Origin of the sequence: Vibrio sp. 10N.222.55.B11, assembly GCF_041473705.1 — a bacterium.
In the GTDB taxonomy this organism is placed as follows: Bacteria; Pseudomonadota; Gammaproteobacteria; order Enterobacterales; family Vibrionaceae; genus Vibrio; species Vibrio crassostreae_C.
The window spans coordinates 123,359-140,629 of the sequence record NZ_JBFRST010000004.1 but is presented as its reverse complement, the minus strand read 5'-3'; the positions used below and the strand labels follow the sequence as shown (position 1 = coordinate 140,629).

The 17,271-nt window shown below is 45.1% G+C and carries 13 protein-coding genes and 1 tRNA gene; 7 read left to right on the top strand and 7 right to left on the bottom strand.

What is annotated here, in order from left to right; all coding sequences use genetic code 11:
* Nucleotides 1–76: 76 nt before the first annotated feature.
* Complete coding sequence (sppA, locus tag AB4503_RS01740) at nt 77–1,927, bottom strand: signal peptide peptidase SppA (protein ID WP_372113468.1); 1,851 nt, start codon at nt 1,925–1,927, stop codon at nt 77–79.
* A 279-nt stretch (nt 1,928–2,206) separates the two neighbouring features.
* Here sppA and AB4503_RS01735 point away from each other — a divergent pair, with 279 nt between their 5' ends.
* From AB4503_RS01735 to AB4503_RS01725, 3 genes are all read left to right on the top strand, one after another.
* Entirely contained in the window at nt 2,207–4,216 is a 2,010-nt protein-coding gene (locus AB4503_RS01735) for an NADPH-dependent 2,4-dienoyl-CoA reductase (RefSeq protein ID WP_017070327.1), read from the top strand.
* A 207-nt stretch (nt 4,217–4,423) separates the two neighbouring features.
* Nucleotides 4,424–4,972 (top strand): NAD(P)H nitroreductase, encoded by a 549-nt coding sequence (locus AB4503_RS01730; RefSeq protein ID WP_017059376.1) that lies wholly within the window; start codon nt 4,424–4,426, stop codon nt 4,970–4,972.
* 115 nt (nt 4,973–5,087) lie between these two features.
* The gene (locus AB4503_RS01725) at nt 5,088–7,082 is read left to right on the top strand and encodes a DNA topoisomerase III (protein WP_372113466.1); all 1,995 of its coding nucleotides are present in this window, start codon (nt 5,088–5,090) and stop codon (nt 7,080–7,082) included.
* An 18-nt stretch (nt 7,083–7,100) separates the two neighbouring features.
* Here the strand turns inward: AB4503_RS01725 and AB4503_RS01720 are convergent, their stop codons facing one another.
* Genes AB4503_RS01720 through AB4503_RS01710 form a run of 3 tightly spaced genes read right to left on the bottom strand, consistent with a single transcriptional unit; the run spans nt 7,101 to nt 8,947 of the window.
* The gene (locus tag AB4503_RS01720) at nt 7,101–8,132 is read right to left on the bottom strand and encodes a DUF3080 domain-containing protein (RefSeq protein WP_372113464.1); all 1,032 of its coding nucleotides are present in this window, start codon (nt 8,130–8,132) and stop codon (nt 7,101–7,103) included.
* On the bottom strand, nt 8,110–8,796 hold the full coding sequence (locus tag AB4503_RS01715) for an SDR family oxidoreductase (RefSeq protein ID WP_017059372.1): 687 nt from the start codon (nt 8,794–8,796) through the stop codon (nt 8,110–8,112). Before AB4503_RS01715 ends, AB4503_RS01720 begins: the two co-directional genes overlap by 23 nt.
* 25 nt (nt 8,797–8,821) lie before the next feature.
* The gene (locus AB4503_RS01710; RefSeq protein ID WP_017063447.1) at nt 8,822–8,947 is read right to left on the bottom strand and encodes a hypothetical protein; all 126 of its coding nucleotides are present in this window, start codon (nt 8,945–8,947) and stop codon (nt 8,822–8,824) included.
* Nucleotides 8,948–9,058: 111 nt separating this feature from the next.
* Here AB4503_RS01710 and AB4503_RS01705 point away from each other — a divergent pair, with 111 nt between their 5' ends.
* Together AB4503_RS01705 and AB4503_RS01700 are read left to right on the top strand one after the other, a co-directional pair.
* Nucleotides 9,059–9,979, top strand: a complete 921-nt coding sequence (locus AB4503_RS01705) for a histone deacetylase (protein ID WP_372113462.1) — start codon at nt 9,059–9,061, stop codon at nt 9,977–9,979.
* Nucleotides 9,980–10,172: 193 nt separating this feature from the next.
* Entirely contained in the window at nt 10,173–12,299 is a 2,127-nt protein-coding gene (locus tag AB4503_RS01700; RefSeq protein WP_102398078.1) for a methyl-accepting chemotaxis protein, read from the top strand.
* Nucleotides 12,300–12,374: 75 nt separating this feature from the next.
* Here the strand turns inward: AB4503_RS01700 and AB4503_RS01695 are convergent.
* The 3 genes from AB4503_RS01695 to AB4503_RS01685 form a co-directional block, all read right to left on the bottom strand.
* Nucleotides 12,375–12,465 (bottom strand) — tRNA-Ser (locus AB4503_RS01695).
* A 138-nt stretch (nt 12,466–12,603) separates the two neighbouring features.
* Nucleotides 12,604–14,412, bottom strand: a complete 1,809-nt coding sequence (locus tag AB4503_RS01690; protein ID WP_017065981.1) for a DUF3413 domain-containing protein — start codon at nt 14,410–14,412, stop codon at nt 12,604–12,606.
* Between the two features lie 28 nt (nt 14,413–14,440).
* Nucleotides 14,441–14,668 (bottom strand): YejL family protein, encoded by a 228-nt coding sequence (locus AB4503_RS01685; protein ID WP_017068253.1) that lies wholly within the window; start codon nt 14,666–14,668, stop codon nt 14,441–14,443.
* An 84-nt stretch (nt 14,669–14,752) separates the two neighbouring features.
* Between AB4503_RS01685 and yejK the strand changes: the two genes are divergently transcribed.
* Both yejK and AB4503_RS01675 read left to right on the top strand, forming a co-directional pair.
* On the top strand, nt 14,753–15,757 hold the full coding sequence (yejK, locus tag AB4503_RS01680) for a nucleoid-associated protein YejK (RefSeq protein ID WP_017061190.1): 1,005 nt from the start codon (nt 14,753–14,755) through the stop codon (nt 15,755–15,757).
* Nucleotides 15,758–15,862: 105 nt separating this feature from the next.
* A complete protein-coding gene (locus AB4503_RS01675) occupies nt 15,863–17,266 on the top strand; it encodes an Hpt domain-containing protein (protein ID WP_372113459.1) in 1,404 nt (467 codons plus the stop codon).
* Nucleotides 17,267–17,271 lie beyond the last annotated feature (5 nt).

Here is a 17,271-nt window from a genome sequence, read left to right as displayed (position 1 = left end):
TATAGCGAATTATCATGCAATAAAAAGAGGCGCCTAACACAGAGGTGCCTCTTGATAATAAAGCGTTGAGCTTATCTTATTGAACTTGGCAGTTTAAGCAGAAAGCGTATCGGCCTTGTGGGTCGTTAAAGTTGCCTAACAGCTGGCTATCTTGAGCTAACTGTTGAGTAACGGGCTGTAAACTGCTTGGAATCATTGACTGAATATCAAGGCCTATCGACATCTGAATTTGGTTCATAAATTCTTGAATAAATTGCTCAGTCGCCGAAAGTGGTTCTTCAACCCAGTAGATGTTGTAACTTTCAAGCTCTGCAAGTGAAGCCGCCGCTGCAACCGCATCATCGAAATCGCCAATCTCATCGACTAAGCCTTTCTGAATCGCATCTTGACCTGTCCAAACTCGACCTTGAGCAATCTTGTCGACCGCATCGACTTCCATGCCGCGATTTTCTCCAACTAGGCTGATGAATCGACGGTATCCGTTTTCAATGCCCATTTGGAACGCGTCTTTCGCGCCATCGCTAAGTCCAGTTGTAATCCCAAGACCTGAGAAAGGTGACGTACCAACGCCATCTGTGTAAACACCAATATCATTCAGTCCTTTTTCGAAGGTAGTGATAACACTGAAGATACCAATCGAACCCGTTAGTGTGGTTGGCTGAGCTAGGATCTTATCTGCGCCCATCGAGATCCAGTAACCACCTGAAGCAGCAAGACTCGACATCGACACAACAACTGGCTTACCCGCTTGCTTGATCGCTTCTATTTCATTACGAATAACTTCTGAAGCAAAGGCACTGCCACCTGGGCTATCTACACGAAGTACAACGGCTTTCACTTTATCGTCGTTACGTGCTTGGCGAAGTAGGGCTGCAGTGGTATCTCCGCCAACTGTGCCACGTGGCTGCTTGCCATCCATAATTGCGCCGCTGGCAACAATCACGGCAACGTCGTGTGATTCACTGGTCATGTCGGGAAGCATGGTTGCACGGTATTCGTAGTAACCAAACGCGTTGTAGCTGTCTTGACCGTCACTGCCGAAAACATCTGCAAGCTCTAGGCGAACTTGTTGGCGTGTCGCTAACTCATCCACTAAGCCAAGTTTTTCAGCCAGTTTTGCAATGTCACCATCGACAGACTCAAGTTCTTTCAAGAAGGTGTCCATGCTTGGGTTCAGTGTTTTAGCATCGATCTGACGGTTGTTACTGACGTCATCAACGTACGCACCCCATAGTTGGCTTAACCAACGAGAAGCGGACTCTTTCGCTGCATCTGACATGTCGTCACGAATGAAAGGCTCAATAGCTGACTTGTAAGTACCAACGCGGAACACATGAGTGTTCACATCGAGCTTCTCTAACAAGGTTTTGTAGTAAAGCGAATAAGCGCTGTAACCTTTAAGAAGAACGCCGCCATCTGGTGATAGGAAGACTTTAGTTGCGTAGCTTGCTAGGTAGTATTGGCTTTGGTTGTAAAAGTCACCCACCGCATAAATCGGTTTGCCTGTTGCTTTGAACTCATTCAATGCTTTAGCAATGTAGCGCAGTTTGGTTAGGTTGGTTTCTGGCAACTCTTTGAGTGCTAAAACGATACCTGTAACCTTGTCATCGTCTTTTGCGTAGCGAATCGTTTCAACGATATCAAACAGGATGTTCTCTTTTGGAAGGTCTTTGCCAAGCAGTGAACCTGTGACCGAATCCATCGGATTGATATAGCGACTTTGTTCCACAATAGGACCAGACAGGTTAAGCACCAGAGCTGAATCCTGTGGAACCGTCGGTTGAGCCGTATCTGAATGGAAGTACACAAAGTAGATGATGGCGATACTGAGTAAAAAGACTAGGTTAACCAGCGCAAGACGTACAAACGTAATGAGCTTCCAAATCCCTTTAAAGAACATGCCTATAAATTTGAATATTTTTTTCATTCTGTCTCCGCAGTGAGATCACGTCGCTTTAACAAGCCGTAGTACCATTAATCTCAATAATATGAACTGCTTAGTATCCTACGATAATTCCCAAGCTCAAACTACACCAAGAATTGTTAATCGATATATATTCTCATTAAGTGTAGTCAAATTAAGGGCTTCTGAACGATTAATACGTGCAGCATTATGATCGGTGTTACAAAAATGTAAACGGTTGTTTGAACTTTTGGTGATTGAACTATACTGTGGTCAGACCACAAGGATAAAATAATAGAAGTGATGTCTGCCATGTACCCACATTTACTTGAACCACTCGATCTTGGATTTACCCAGTTACGTAACCGTGTATTGATGGGATCAATGCATACAGGTTTAGAAGAAAATAAAGAAGGTCTCCACAAACTCGCCGCGTTTTATGAAGAGCGAGCAAAAGGAGGCGTTGGCCTTATTGTTACCGGTGGTTTCTCTCCTAATTTACGTGGCAGATTAACCCCATTTAGTGCTGAATTCAGTAAAGTGAAGCATGCAAAAGCTCACCAAGTTGTTACCGAGGCCGTGCACAAGCATGGCGGTAAGATTGCCCTTCAGTTGCTGCATGCTGGCCGCTATGCCATGCACCCATTTGCGCAAAGTGCGTCTGGCATTAAAGCGCCTATCGCTAAGTTCGCTCCAAGTGAGATGAGCCCTCGTCAGATTAAAAAGACCATTGGTGCCTTTGCCAACAGTGCCGAACTCGCCCAAGTCGCGGGTTACGACGGCATTGAGATTATGGGATCTGAAGGTTACTTGATTAACCAATTCATCTGTAAACGTACCAATATGCGTTACGACGAATGGGGCGGTTCTTATGAGAAGCGCATGCGTTTCCCGCTGGAGATTGTTAAATCGATTCGCGAAGCAGTGGGTGACGACTTCATTATTATTTTCCGACTGTCGATGCTGGATTTGGTTGAGCAAGGCAGCACCTTTGAAGATGTTGTTTTATTGGCTCAAAAGCTGGAAGAAGCAGGCGTGACTATTATCAATACCGGTATCGGTTGGCATGAAGCACGTGTTCCGACTATCGCGACGCAAGTACCACGAGGCGCATTCTCTTGGGTGACGGAAAAAGTGAAACCATACGTGTCGATCCCAGTGGTGACATGTAACCGAATTAATACGCCAGAAGAGGCCGAACGTATTCTTAGCTCTGGGCAGGCTGATATGGTGTCTATGGCGCGTCCATTCTTGGCAGACCCGGATTTTGTTAATAAAGCGGCTCAAGACCAAGCTCAGTTTATTAATACCTGTATCGGCTGTAACCAAGCTTGTCTTGATAACGTGTTTAAAGGTAAACGCGCGAGCTGTTTGGTTAACCCACGCGCTTGTTACGAAACCGAAATTGTTGTTCAGCCAGCGCAAGCGACTAAGACCATTGCAGTTGTCGGCGCAGGCCCTGCAGGTTTAGCGTGTGCCACGACTTTAGCGCAACGTGGACACAAGGTTGACTTGATTGAGAAAAATGACCGTATCGGCGGTCAGTTTAGATTGGCAATGCAGATTCCGGGTAAAGAAGAATTCAGAGAAACGATTCGCTACTTTGCTAACCAAATCGACGCATCGGGTGTGAATTTGAAATTGGATACTGAAGCAACGTTTGAGATGTTGTTGAAGTACGATGAAGTCGTGATGGCGGCTGGCGTAGAGCCAAGAAAGCTCGATATTGAGGGCATTGACCAAGAAAACGTGGTCGATTACCAAACCTTGATTCGTGAAAAGACACCAGTAGGCGAAAAGGTCGCGATTGTTGGTGCTGGTGGTATTGGTGTCGATGTGGCAACCATGCTGACAGAACCGACTTCACACAGCCTAGACGATTGGCTGCATGAGTGGGGCATCGATAAGAATATGGAACACCCAGGCGGACTTTACCCTTACCCTGATTCATTCAGCGATAAAACGGTGTGGGTGATGCAGCGTAAAGCGGGTCGTGTTGGTAAAGGTCCGGGCAAAACTACAGGCTGGATTCACAAACGCACACTAGAAAAACGCGGTGTTAATCTACTGGGTGGCGTGAGCTACAACAAGATTGATGACCAAGGTCTGCATATCAGCGTTGGTAAGAAAGAGCAGGTGCTGGATGCTGACTCGGTTATCGTATGTGCAGGTCAGGTGTCAGTTCGTCCATTCGAAGACATGTGGCAAGAGTTTGGTGGCAAACTGCATGTGATAGGCGGCGCCGATTACGCGGGTGAATTGGATGCAGTACGCGCAATTCGTCAAGGTGTTGAGCTAGCGATTAAGTTATAGAATCAGCTATCAAACTGTAATCTTATCAGTAGATATTGTTACTTAATTTGCTGAGTTAGATTTTGAACAAGGCTCCTAAGTCATAGATTTAGGAGCCTTTATTGTTTCGAATCTAGCCTAAATGGACAGCCGTTGAGATTTATTATCGTTTGTATTCTGTGCTAAAGTTCAAGTATACAAATAATAAAGAAATAGTAAGGACTTCAAATGGATGCTTTGGATCTATTGCTCAACAGACGCTCAATCGCAAAACTCTCTGATCCGGCACCTGAAGGTGTGGCGTTAGAAAACATCATCAAAGCAGGGCTGCGTGCTCCAGACCACGGTGCACTAACACCATGGCGCTTTGTTATCGCGCAAGGTTCAGGCCTACAAAAGCTTTCAGACATCTTGGTGCGCGCCGCTGAAGCGGATGACAGCGAAGAAGCGGTTATCGAGAAAGTAAAAAAAGCGCCGTTCCGAGCTCCGATGGTGATTACTGTGATTGCCAAAGTAACTGAGCACGAGAAAGTGCCTGCTATCGAACAACATCTGTCTGCGGGTTGTGCTGCACAGGCGATGCAAATGGCCGCAGTCGCACAAGGTTTCCAAGGCTTTTGGCGCTCAGGTAAATGGATGTTCCACCCAGAAGTACACCAAGCATTTGGCCTAGAAGGCGACGATGAAATTGTTGGCTTCCTATACCTAGGCACTCCAGGCTGTACACCAATGAAAGTGCCAGAGCGCGACTTCTCTAAGTTCGTTGAGTTTTTATAAAGAAAGCTGAAGCTTGAATAGTGGAATGCTAACTGTATAAACAACCAGTTTTTCTTGATTTATTAGAGCCACATTAGATAATGTGGCTCTAATTGTTTGTAGCATCTGGAAAAACATGTCTCGCCTTATTATTGCTGAAAAACCAAGCCTCGGCCGCGCGATCGCCGCTGCACTGCCTAATCCACAGAAGAAAGACCAAGGGTTTATCAAATGTGGTAACGGGGATGTGGTGACTTGGTGTATTGGACACTTATTGGAGCAGGTTGAGCCGGATGCTTATGATGACCGTTATAAGAAGTGGAACTTAGCCGATCTTCCTATTGTGCCAGAGCAATGGCAGCTAAGACCGCGTAAGACTTCAAGCAAACAGCTCACGGTGATCCGAAAGCTATTGAAGGACGCCACTCAAATTGTTCACGCCGGAGACCCGGATAGAGAAGGGCAGTTGCTGGTTGATGAAGTGATTGATTACTGCAAAGTCTCTAAGGCTAAGAAAGAGTCGATGGACAGGCTACTGATCAGCGACTTGAACTTACCTGCCGTAAAACGTGCACTTTCTCAAATGCGCAGCAACCGTGACTTTATTCCGCTTTCTATTTCCGCATTAGCGCGCTCTAGAGCCGATTGGCTGTATGGCATGAACATGACTCGTGCTTATACCTTACTCGGTCAAAAGGCTGGCTACCAAGGTGTGTTGTCGGTCGGGCGAGTACAAACGCCTGTACTTGGTTTGGTGGTAAGGCGCGATGAAGAGATCGAAAACTTTATTCCGAAAGATTACTTCACTTTGCACGCTTTGATCCCTTATCAAAATCACGGCCAGAGCTTTGATATTCGTGCGCGTTGGAAGCCAAGCGAAGCATGTAAACCATGGCAAGATGAAGAAGGGCGCGTGCTCAATCGAAAGCTGGTTGAGAATGTGGCTAACCGAATTGCGAATCAACCCGCGACGGTGACGGAATCAGAGCAAAAGCAAAGTAAACAAGCTGCGCCACTGCCTTACTCGCTGTCAGCCTTGCAGATTGATGCGTCTAAGCGTTTTGGTATGAGTGCTCAACAGGTGTTAGATACGTGTCAGTCATTGTACGAGAAACACAAACTCATCACTTACCCACGTTCTGATAGCCGCTATTTGCCTAAAGAGCACTACTCACAGCGAGAGTCGATCGTAGACGCTATCGCTAACAATGCCAAAGAGCTGCAAAGTGGTGCTCAAGGTGCGGATCTTTCTCTTAAATCCAAAGCATGGAACGACAGTAAGGTCGATGCTCACCACGCAATAATTCCAACACCGAAGAAATCATCGGTGAACGGCCTGTCTGCCAACGAGATGAAAATCTATCAGCAAATCGCTCGTCAGTATCTAATGCAGTTTTACCCACCTGCGGTTTTTGCTGATGCTAAGCTGGTCTTTGATATCGCTGGTGGCGTGTTCATCGAAAAAGGGCGTCAGCTTATCAACCCGGGTTGGAAGGTGTTGATGGGTAAAACGGATACCGAAGAAAAAGGGGATGGCACGGATACGGTTCCTCCATTGGATAAAGGTACGGTGTTGACGTGCCGTGAAGGCGTGATTGGTGATAAGAAAACTGAGCCACCAAAACACTTCACGGAAGCGACATTGCTTCAAGCGATGACAGGTATCGCGCGTTTTGTTGCGAACAAAGATCTCAAAGCCATTTTGAAAGAAACCGATGGCCTTGGCACAGAAGCAACCCGTGCGGGTATTCTAGATACTCTATTCAAAAGGCAGCTGCTAACGCGCCAAGGTAAGAGTATTCACAGTAGCCCTGCGGGCAGAGGCTTGATTCATGCCTTACCTGAGGATTCTACCTTCCCAGACATGACGGCACATTGGGAGCACCAGCTGCAAGGCATGGCAGAACGAAATCAAGCGTATCAGCCTTTCATGCAAGCGTTAGAAAGCAAGATTGATGGTTTAATGGGTAAAGTAAAAACGGGAGAAGTTCCTGAATCACTCCGCCACCTTCCTAAAGTCGAGAGACCTGCCTTCAAACGCCGTAAAGGCGGTGGGGCGAAGAAGTCTTACGCCAAGACAGGTACGTATGCTAAGAAAGGTACTTCCGCTAAAAAGAGCACTAAAAGCTAAGACTTATTGAGGTTAGGATTAGCGACCGACTTTACGGCCACAACGTTTAAACAGCTGCTGCCAATAATCAACATGGCGGCGAGTGGATGATCGAAAGGCGTGATGCGCATCTTTGATGGGAAAGTAATAACTGTGTAGTTCAGGTTGTGCGTCAAACATCCCAAGTTGCGGGGCTAACTGCTGATAGTAGCCATCTAATTGCGCCATGTACGGCTGAACTTTGCCTATATATTGCTGCTCGAACACATTGTTGAGATAGCGAAACTTGGTCGTGTCTCGTTGTTTACCACAGATGATATTGTCATCAAAAGTTGTCAGCTGTTTGGTGATGGTATCAAGCTCAACTGACGCCCGAGCGAGCGAGTAGTATAAATCCCCAAGGGTCGAACTCTTCTCTAATACTTCTTGAACCTCAGTGGTTTTGCCGGAAACGAGCGATGTGTTTAACGCTTGATTGATGTGTTCTAACGCATCACTGGTTTGTCGTACCTGATCGCCTATATCAGCGCGTAACCACTGACTACCCCGCATTTGTGACTGCATAGCATCGCTGGCATAGATGAGATTCCATTGATGCAGTGGAAACTGTGCGAGTTTCTGTTGCTCAATTTCTCTTAGTAATTCTACGATCTCTGGGTCTAATTCATTACTGGATAAACATTTGCCCACGCCTTCAAGTAGCGCGACTTGATAATCGTAATTACGAAACTCATCCGCGACCTTGCCCAGAACCGAATTTCTTTCTGCAATCAGATTGAACAATCCACACTGACGAAGCTGGTAGCTGTCGATGAGGCCGATAGAGAGTGAGGGCACGTCAAGCAGCAGTTCTCGTTTTCTCGGTAGGCTTTCAAATTCCCATTCCTCTATTATCTCGTCAGCATCTTGTACTCTGGCTATCTTTGTTTGATAGTCGTCGAACAAGTCGCCGGGGCCATCACTGAAACAGCCAGCTAGCATCACTGTTAGACAAAACAGCGTTGAGTGCTTAACTAGGTTTGAGAGATGCCCTGCATTCATCTGTGGATTACCAGTCAATTTCGCTGCCATCGAAATTGAAGAAGTGACCACTCACTTCGGTATTCGCTGACTCGATGACTTCAATCAGGCCGGAAGCTGAAGTGTCGGTGTCGATCAGAGCATTAGGGCCACCCATTTCAGTCTGCACCCAACCTGGATGCAGTGCTAACACCGTAAAGCCATCATCGGTTAAGTCGTTGCTTAGGCTCTTCACCACGGAGTTTAGAGCGGCTTTAGAGGAGCGATAGATGTAACCGCCGCCTGAGGTGTTCTCTGACATACTGCCGACTCTAGAGGATAAACAAGCGACCTTTTTGATATCGCTGTCTTTGAGTAAAGGCAATAGCGTTTCGACAAGCTTTAGTGGAGCGATGGTGTTGACTTCGAATACACGACGCCACTCTTCAACATCGGTATTACCCAGCCCGTAGCCTTTAGGGCCATAGTAGCCAGCGTTGTTGATCAAGATATCAATCGACTCTATTTGCGAAGGGAGTTGGCTTACTGCTTGGTAATCGGTTATCTCTAATTGAATACAGGTAAGGTTGGTGTTGTGGTCTGCGAGTGAGAGCAGTTCTTTTGCTGAATTGTCATCACGATAAGTCGCGTACACCTTGTGATTACTTTCCAAGTATTGTCGAGTCAGGCTTAAGCCAATGCCGCGGTTCGCTCCAGTAATAAAAATAACGCTCATGGTGATTCCTTTTCAGTTCAATTAGTTAAGTTTGATGGCTTAACACGAGAAAATCAACGCTCCACCAACTGGCCATTAGCATTCCTACAAAAATCATTACTGCTGCCGCTGAGCCGCAGATCACCCCAAAGATGAGTATTACGTTTTTCATTGTTATCTCTTTTCTTTAATTAATGGTAGCGATAATCATTATCATTAATTAGGGTTGTCGCCAAGTCTGAGACTGTTATGATTTTGAGAAAGATACGCAATTAGCCTGATTATGATTCCTTTAATTTACCACCCAATCTATTCGCAGTTACCTTTACCAGAAGGTCACCGTTACCCAATTAACAAATATCAGTTGTTGCATAGTGCTGTTGAGGCGCTGATAGATAGTGAACTTCGATGGAAGAGCAAGTTTGAAGTGTGCCAACCAATGCCTGTTTCGATAGAACAAGTAAAGCAGGTACACGATAGTGAATATGTCGATTTGCTTGTATCTGGTAATTTGCCTGCAGCAAAGATGAGACGCATCGGTTTCCCTTGGAGTGAGCAACTTATCGAAAGAACACTCTACTCAAGTGGTGGAACCTGCTTGGCCGCTGAAATGGCAATAGAGAGTGGTTTAGCGATTCATTTGAGTGGTGGTTATCATCACGCGCATCATGATTTTGGCAGTGGTTTTTGTTTGTTGAACGATTTGGTCTTAGCGGCAAAACACGCGCTGACCTTTGAACATATCGATAAAGTGCTGATCGTTGATAGCGACGTTCATCATGGTGATGGCACAGCAACTCTTTGCCAAGAGAACGACGACATCATTACTCTGTCGTTCCACTGCGACAAAAACTTCCCTGCACGAAAACCGCTATCTGATTTAGATGTGTCGTTAAGTCGTGAAACAGAGGATGAAGAGTTCTTACGTTGTTTTGAACAAGTCACTAAGTTAGCGATTGCTCACCATCAACCTGATCTGATTATTTATGATGCGGGGATCGATATCCATCAAGACGATGAACTGGGTTATTTGAATGTCTCGACACAAGGGATATTTGAACGCGACTGTTTCATGATTGAATTAGCGAGATCAGAGTCTATTCCGATGGCCAGCGTAGTCGGTGGCGGATACCGCACTCAACACCAAGATCTGGTGCCGATTCACATGCAACTGTTAAAAGCGGCTTATCATGTTTACAGTTAGCCTCTCAAATTGGCGCCTGATAGCTCATTGAAATGATGGTGTGAAATAAGCGCATATTGCACCATAAAAGACACAGCTGCACCATTATGGATCATTTAAAGTTCTTTTTTATTAATTAGTTACGTATTTGTGTGATTAATTGTGGTCTGTAAATTGCTTTACCCATGTGTCTATAAAAACACAAGGGATAAAAATGAACCTGACGGACAAGGAACGTAGTTGGCTTAATTGGTTTGGCGCAACAGGAAAACTGGCTATGCGCAGAGCTTGTTTCCTCAATAGAAGTAGGACGGAAGAGCTTGAACAAGCTTTTGAAAGTATTGCTCACACGCGAGTTCAACTTCTGCATAATTGGGTCAAGAATCAATGGGATTTTTTAGAAGACTCTGCGGTTTATTTAGCAAGTCGAACGGAAGAACAAGCTCAGGGGACGTTAGCTAGTCTTCTTAAACGCAGTACGGATTTTTCTGAGTTGGCGATCGTCGATGCCAAGGGGATCGCACAAGCATCGAGTTATCATGAACATATAGGGGTTACTCTTGGAGACAAGAAGGCTTTAGTTGAAGGGGCTTCAAAGCGTTATCTTCATGGGCCGTATATGGATCCACGCACGTTGAACGTAGGGGCCTCGAGTTCATCGTTTCATGACCAAGTGACGTTGATGTTTTATGTCCCATTTTCTCGGGATGAAGGGCCACAACAATTCTTATGTGGTCGTGTTCCAAATGATGTTATTGGTGACATTATTCAGAGAGAAGCGGGGCATATTTATAGCGAGTCGGGTGATAACTATATCTTTATGGTCGACTCCATTCATGATCCTCATACTCAGCCGGGTGTTGCGCTCTCTCGTTCTCGCTTTGAAGATAATACCTTTTCACACGGCGAGAACTTAAAGCAAGGGATTCATACTGATTGGGGAACGGTTAAGATTCAGCACCACACCGAATTTGAGATTCGCTTTACAGACCCAGCCACTAATCAGCTTCACCCAGGCGTGAGAGAAACCATTAAAAATGGCAGTAACCTGTTTATAGATTATCCCGGGTATTCCGACTATCGCCACATACCCGTTATTGGCAAAGGTATCACCTTTCAATTGGATGGTTCACCAGATACCTTTGGCATGATGTGTGAGTCCGATTTAGAAGAGGTCTACAGAGACCGAAGTCTAAGTTATACCTTATCTAAGCACTTCATCAGCTGCATGCTACTGCCTCTATTTGTTCCATTACTGTTTGCCAACCTTTATACACTCACACCTTTTATACAGAGTGGCATTATGTTCGCTTGCGCGTTGCTTTCATTGGGCTTATTCCGTTTAGTTAGCGCTAAACCACTAGCGAAGAAGATTCACGAAATGACCGGGGTAATGCAGACCTTAGCTGAAGGTGATGGCAACTTAAGTCGGAGACTTGATCCCACCACATTCAGTCATAATGAACTTGGCAACTTAGGGCGCTGGACTAACAGTTTTATCGACAATTTAGATAACACGGTGAGTGAGTTGATCCATGCGAGTCACGAAGTTAGAGAGGTTTCGGAATCGATGTTTCGTCGCAGTGTCGTGATGAAGCAAACCAGTGATGATGCATCACAAGCGTTAAGCAATATGCTTCAGTTGAGTCAGTATCAACAGAGCGAAATTACTCATGCGAGTGTCTCAGCAACGCAAATGGACACGGTGATGAAACAAGCCGTCCTGAGCGCAGAGAAGGAGTACAATCAGTCCGTCGAAGGCATGGAGATTGTTCGCAATATCGTAGAAAGCTCGGCGCATAGCGTGAATGAGGTGAATAATGAAATGACTAAGGTGTCTGACATTATAGATATCATTACTGACATTACCGCGCAGACTAACCTTTTGGCCTTGAATGCGGCCATTGAGTCGGCAAGAGCAGGTGAACACGGGAGAGGGTTCTCTGTCGTCGCTTCTGAAGTAAGAACTCTGGCTGACCGAACTTCACAAGCTGCTAACCATATTAGTGACCTAATGAAAGAGCTGCATAGTAAGTCTCGCAGTGCTGTTGAGTCCATGGAGCGAGGTGTCGAGAATGTGAGTAAAGGAAACTTAACAGTCGACTCAAATGCTCGCAGTGAGCAAATTCAATCAGCGGTGAGTGACCTCTTTACCACGATGTCTAACTTAGATGAAAACAGTCAGAAAAATGGACAAACGGCAGATAAAGCCCAACGTTCAATATCTGACTTACAACTGTCTACTAAGCAACTCGCACGTCGAGTGTCCTTGATGGGCAATGCATTGAGCCGTTTAGACCAATTGATTGGGCGTTTTGAAGTGAGCCGAAAGGTGGCGTAGTGGAAAATACGTAAGTTCTTTACGCAAACGCCAGATACAAAAAAGCCGCTGATTTCTCAGCGGCTTTCTTTAATGTGGTGGAGGGATAGGGATTTGAACCCTAGAACCGCTATTAACGGTTGCCGGTTTTCAAGACCGGTGCTTTCGACCACTCAGCCATCCCTCCAGTGGCGTTAATAATATAAGGGGTGGAGGATCTTGTAAACCCTTAATTTTCATAATTTTGTTTTGTTGCTTGTTTTCTAATCATTCACGGCAATAAAAAAGGGAAGCCATTGGCTTCCCTTTGCTGTTTGCTGATTATTTAGTCATTTTTTGTGTAGAAACGCTGTAGCTCTGTCAGGCCTTGCATCAACACAGGTAAGCGAGGGCTTACGTTTTTCAGGCGCTTGTAATTTTGGTCGTACAATTTGTAGTTACCAAATTTATCCAACACCGTTGTTTGCTGGTCAGTAACAAGAGCAAGTTCACGAGAGTCGCCCGCGAGAATCCACTTTCTGTTACGTTCATTAAACAGGCTGCGACCACTACTGAAATCTGTTGGGTTCGAAGATACACCCAATAGCTCTTGCATCAGTGTTACTGACACGTCTAGATGACTAGAACGGTGGGTGTATTCAGAAGCAGACTTGCCAGGCCAGCTGATAAACAGTGGTACTTGTAACTGATAACGACTGTAGTTGGAGTTTGCACCCCAGCTGTTGGTTTTGGTTTCGTTAAACTCAGTACCGTGGTTAGAGGTAATGATAACCACCGTGTTATCGGCAAGCTCTAAGCGTTCCAGTTCAGCGTAGATAGTTGCTAGCTGAGCATCGGCCGCTGTCGCCGACTTTTGATAGTCTGCTGCAAAACGCTCTGCTGTCGTTAGCGTAGAGTCCGACTCTGAACTTGAATCGTAGCTGGCGAAGTTATCCAGTGTGGTTAATTCAATAAAGTTAAACCAAGGGCGTTTAGCTTGCGGTGATTGAATCCAGTTAGACCAAGCTTTTATGGCACTCTGGTCATCATAAGTTGCTTGCTCTGGCATCACATCACGGCCTCGGAAGATGATATCCGAGTACAGTGCATCACTAAAGTTGTCGCCACTGAAAGCAGCGAACTTGTAATCGTGATTCTCTAAAACATCGAGCAATACTGCGCTTGACCCCTGAGCTTCAATGCTGCTTGCGTAGCTGCTCGGTAGGCCGTAGAACAAGCCAAAAATACCAAACATATCGTTACTTGAACTGTAGTGGTTGGTGAAGTTGATCGACTGTTGTGCGTAGGCATAGCTGTTTGGCATCGCTGTCGCATTAAGAGCGTCAGAGCGAAGGTTGTTCACACTCACCATCAGGATATTAAGATCATCACTGCGGCGGTTGTATTGAATTTTTTCTAGCGGGTAGCTAACTAGGTTTACATTCTCTTTGTTCGCTTCTAAACGCTCAAGGTACTCTTCACGGTCTAATAGGCCATGTTTTTCCATAAAGCTTTTCGCTGTCATTGGGTAAGACAGTGGGAAGTTCGCTTTCTGGCTAGTAATTGGGTTATAGAAGTACGCATCAGCCCACATGTAGGTCAAGTGGCTGCTGATGAAACACAAGAAGAAGACGGCAGTAATCGGACGGCCAATGTGTTTATGAGACAGTTTACGCTGCTTACGCCAAACCCATTCAGATAGACCGAGTTGCAGCAAGAAGATAAGCGGCATAACAATGAAGAGGTGCTGCAAATCAGACGTGAATGCAGATTCCTCTCCACTGAATAAAACCTCCCACACGACAGGCGTCAGGTGGAGGTTTATATTTTGATACGTTTGGGTATCAATCAGTAGGACAGTTAAACCTATGGTCGCGAAGATAACGGCAACCAAACGTAATAACTTCCTCGACGGAAGAATAAAAGTGAGCGGGAACAGCACTAATAGATAGAGCGCGAACACTAAAAAGCCAAAATGACCAACCCACGATGCAGCCAAATAGAATTGGCCTAGCAAGGTTTCTGGCCAAGCAGATTGAGTAATATAACGAGTACCAATCAACATCGCAGCAATGATGTTGAAAAATGCAAACCAGTGACCCCAACCAACCAGTCGAGATACACGATCGCTATATGAGTTTGCGCTGTCTACCATTTATAATTCTTTTATCCGTCAATCAAATTTAGTGAGACTTTTTATCTTCAAGAGAAGAAATTAAAGCCTCGGCAAATTTTTCAGCAATTCCTTTGCGTTGTGAAGCAGCAACATTCTGATTTAAGACATTGGTTGCGATATTTCCAGCGATCATCAGTGAAAGTTCTGGCGAAGCTTTGTGCTTAGATAGTACAGCACCTACTTCAGCTAGGATTTTTTCAACTTGATCATCTGTGTATTTAGATATAATCGGCATAAGGACTCTAATAATGATAGTAAAAGCGGCTTATGATAACCTACTATGCACGACAACTGAAACCTGAACGGTAATATTTTCACTATGAGCCTTCACCTTTCCAACGTAATTTTACACCAGCTGAGTAAGAACGATCAGGATGAGCTGATTGTTAACTATCGTGCTGAATCTCTAGAAAACGATGCTTCATCTGAAAGCCTAGTTGCTGAACTTCACCGTGTTTTTAATTCAAAAGCAGGCAAAGGGTTTGGTTCTTTCAAATCTGACAGCGAATTCCAGCAGTGGTTGCATCAACTTCGAGCTGGTGAGACAAACTTTTACGATTTTTCTCAAAAGAGTGCGCAACGTCTAAAAGACGAACTATCAAAGTACCCCTTCGCAGACGAAGGTATCTTGGTAATGGCTGAATATCAGTCACTTGCAACAGATTACCTTTTCATTGGTTTATTGCCTTCAAACCAAAGCCTAAAGGTAACTGAAGGGCTTGATATTAGTGCGACTGACTACCTTGATATCTCAAAAATGGATATCGCGGCTCGCCTAGACCTTTCTACTTATGAGACTGATAAAGAGTCAAACCGTTACTTAACTTATATTAAAGGACGTGTTGGCCGTAAAGTCGCGGATTTCTTCTTAGATTTCTTACAAGCTGAAGTCGGTTTGGATGCGAAACAGCAAAACCAAGTACTGATGCAAGCGGTAGAAGACTTCGTTTCTGACTCTAAATTGGAAAAAGAAGAAGCGATCAGCTACAAAAAGCAGGTTGCGGATTACTGTAACGAGCAGCTTAAAGCCGGTGATGAAGTGCAAGTTCGTGAACTTTCTGGTGAGTTGCCAGCAAGCACAGATGGCACCAGCTTCTTTGACTATACTAGTGAGCAAGGCTACGAGTTAGAAGACAGCTTCCCAGCCGATCGCGCAACTATGCGTAAACTAACAAAATTTGTTGGTGCTGGCGGCGGTTTGAATGTTAGTTTTGATAGTCTGCTTCTAGGTGAACGTATCTTTTACGATCCGGAGACAGACACGCTTACGATTAAAGGCACTCCACCGAACTTACGTGACCAACTGACTCGCAATAAGTCATAGTCCGAAGTTAACGGATAAAAGCGGCAGCAGGATGTTGTCGCTTATTTTGTGCTCAATCTTTTAGTAAGTGTCATGGCTTCAAGTTAACACGCACAAGGAATATAGATGGAACAATCAGTAGCAAAGCCCAAACGCTTTAAAAAACCAGCGACCTTCTTGGTTGTGCTCTTGGCTCTGTGGCTACTTCCTTCATTGGCTCTTCTTAATCTAAGCCGTTCCTACACCAATTCTCTTGCTCAAATCGAAGAGCTCGGTATTCGAGTCAACGAATTGAGGCAATCGCTCTATTTCTCAGAACCGCTTCGAGTCTCTCGTATCAATGATCTCGCACTCGACGCTCAGTTAGTTTATTCGATCCGACTGCAGATTGAATCTGATTTCCAACACGCCTTGTTTCGTCCTGATGTGAACCAACTGTTGTACGTAGCCGATCAGTTCCTAGAAAAGTTCGATGAGTTCATTCCGATCGAAAGCCAAGTTCAAGACATTGTTGATAACATTAAGATGTTGCGTGCTGATAAAGAGCTTTCCCCTAAGCTAAAACCGCTCCTCAACGAATTCGGTGTTGTGGTATTTGAAGCCATGTATTCTGAAAATCAAAGTTCGTCAGCGACTTATCGCGCCTTTGATTCCATTCTAGAAAAATCTTATTCCTTAGAAAACGAAGAACAAGATGCACTCCAACAACTACTGGCTGATGCGTCAGCATTGTTGAGTGATTACGCTCAGCTTAACTATTTGGTTGATAAGATTAAGAAAAACTCAGTAAATGAACAGATCATAAAACTCGAAGCTGAGTTCCATGATCGTCAATTCAACCTATTGTTGGTGATGCTAGGCTTAAGCTTGGTGGCGATGAGCGGGATAGTGTTTTGGGGCGTTAGGTCCACAAAAACGATGAAAGAAGCAGACCAAGAACTCAGCTCTGAACTAGAAATTAATTCAAGTAAGGAAGACGCTTCTTATAGCGATGTTGTTTCCTCAGCAGTGAAACAAGCAGATAGTGACGCTTATGTATCCGAGAACAGGCCAACGCGCCAGTCTTCCGACTCTCAACCTCCGCAGAGCGTTAACGTTACAAGCCAACCCGTTGTACCGCAATACTCTATTCAGCAAGTCCCTGAACAGGCGCCAGTAGTAGAGAAACACGTTGCCAGTGTCACAGATTCAAAGCCTGCGATTGATATCGAAGACATGTTAGAAACGCTCGATGGTGATGCTGAGTCTGTCGAACTCTTGCTTGGTGTGTTTGTACAAGACCACGCAGGTGACTACGAGAAGTTTAAGTCTTTGTTGACCAAAGATGAAACCTCCGCGGCTCGCATTGTACATAGCTTAAAAGGCGTGGCTGGCAGTATTAAAGCGTCTCGGTTAGCCATCATTGCCGCAACCATTGAAATGACAATGAAGCAGTCCAGAGCGATCAGTGAACATGATTTAGCTGAACTAGAGCAGGCTATAAAAGCCTCTGTGGATTCTGCTCATGAATATTTAGACAGTCAGCGTTAACTTTT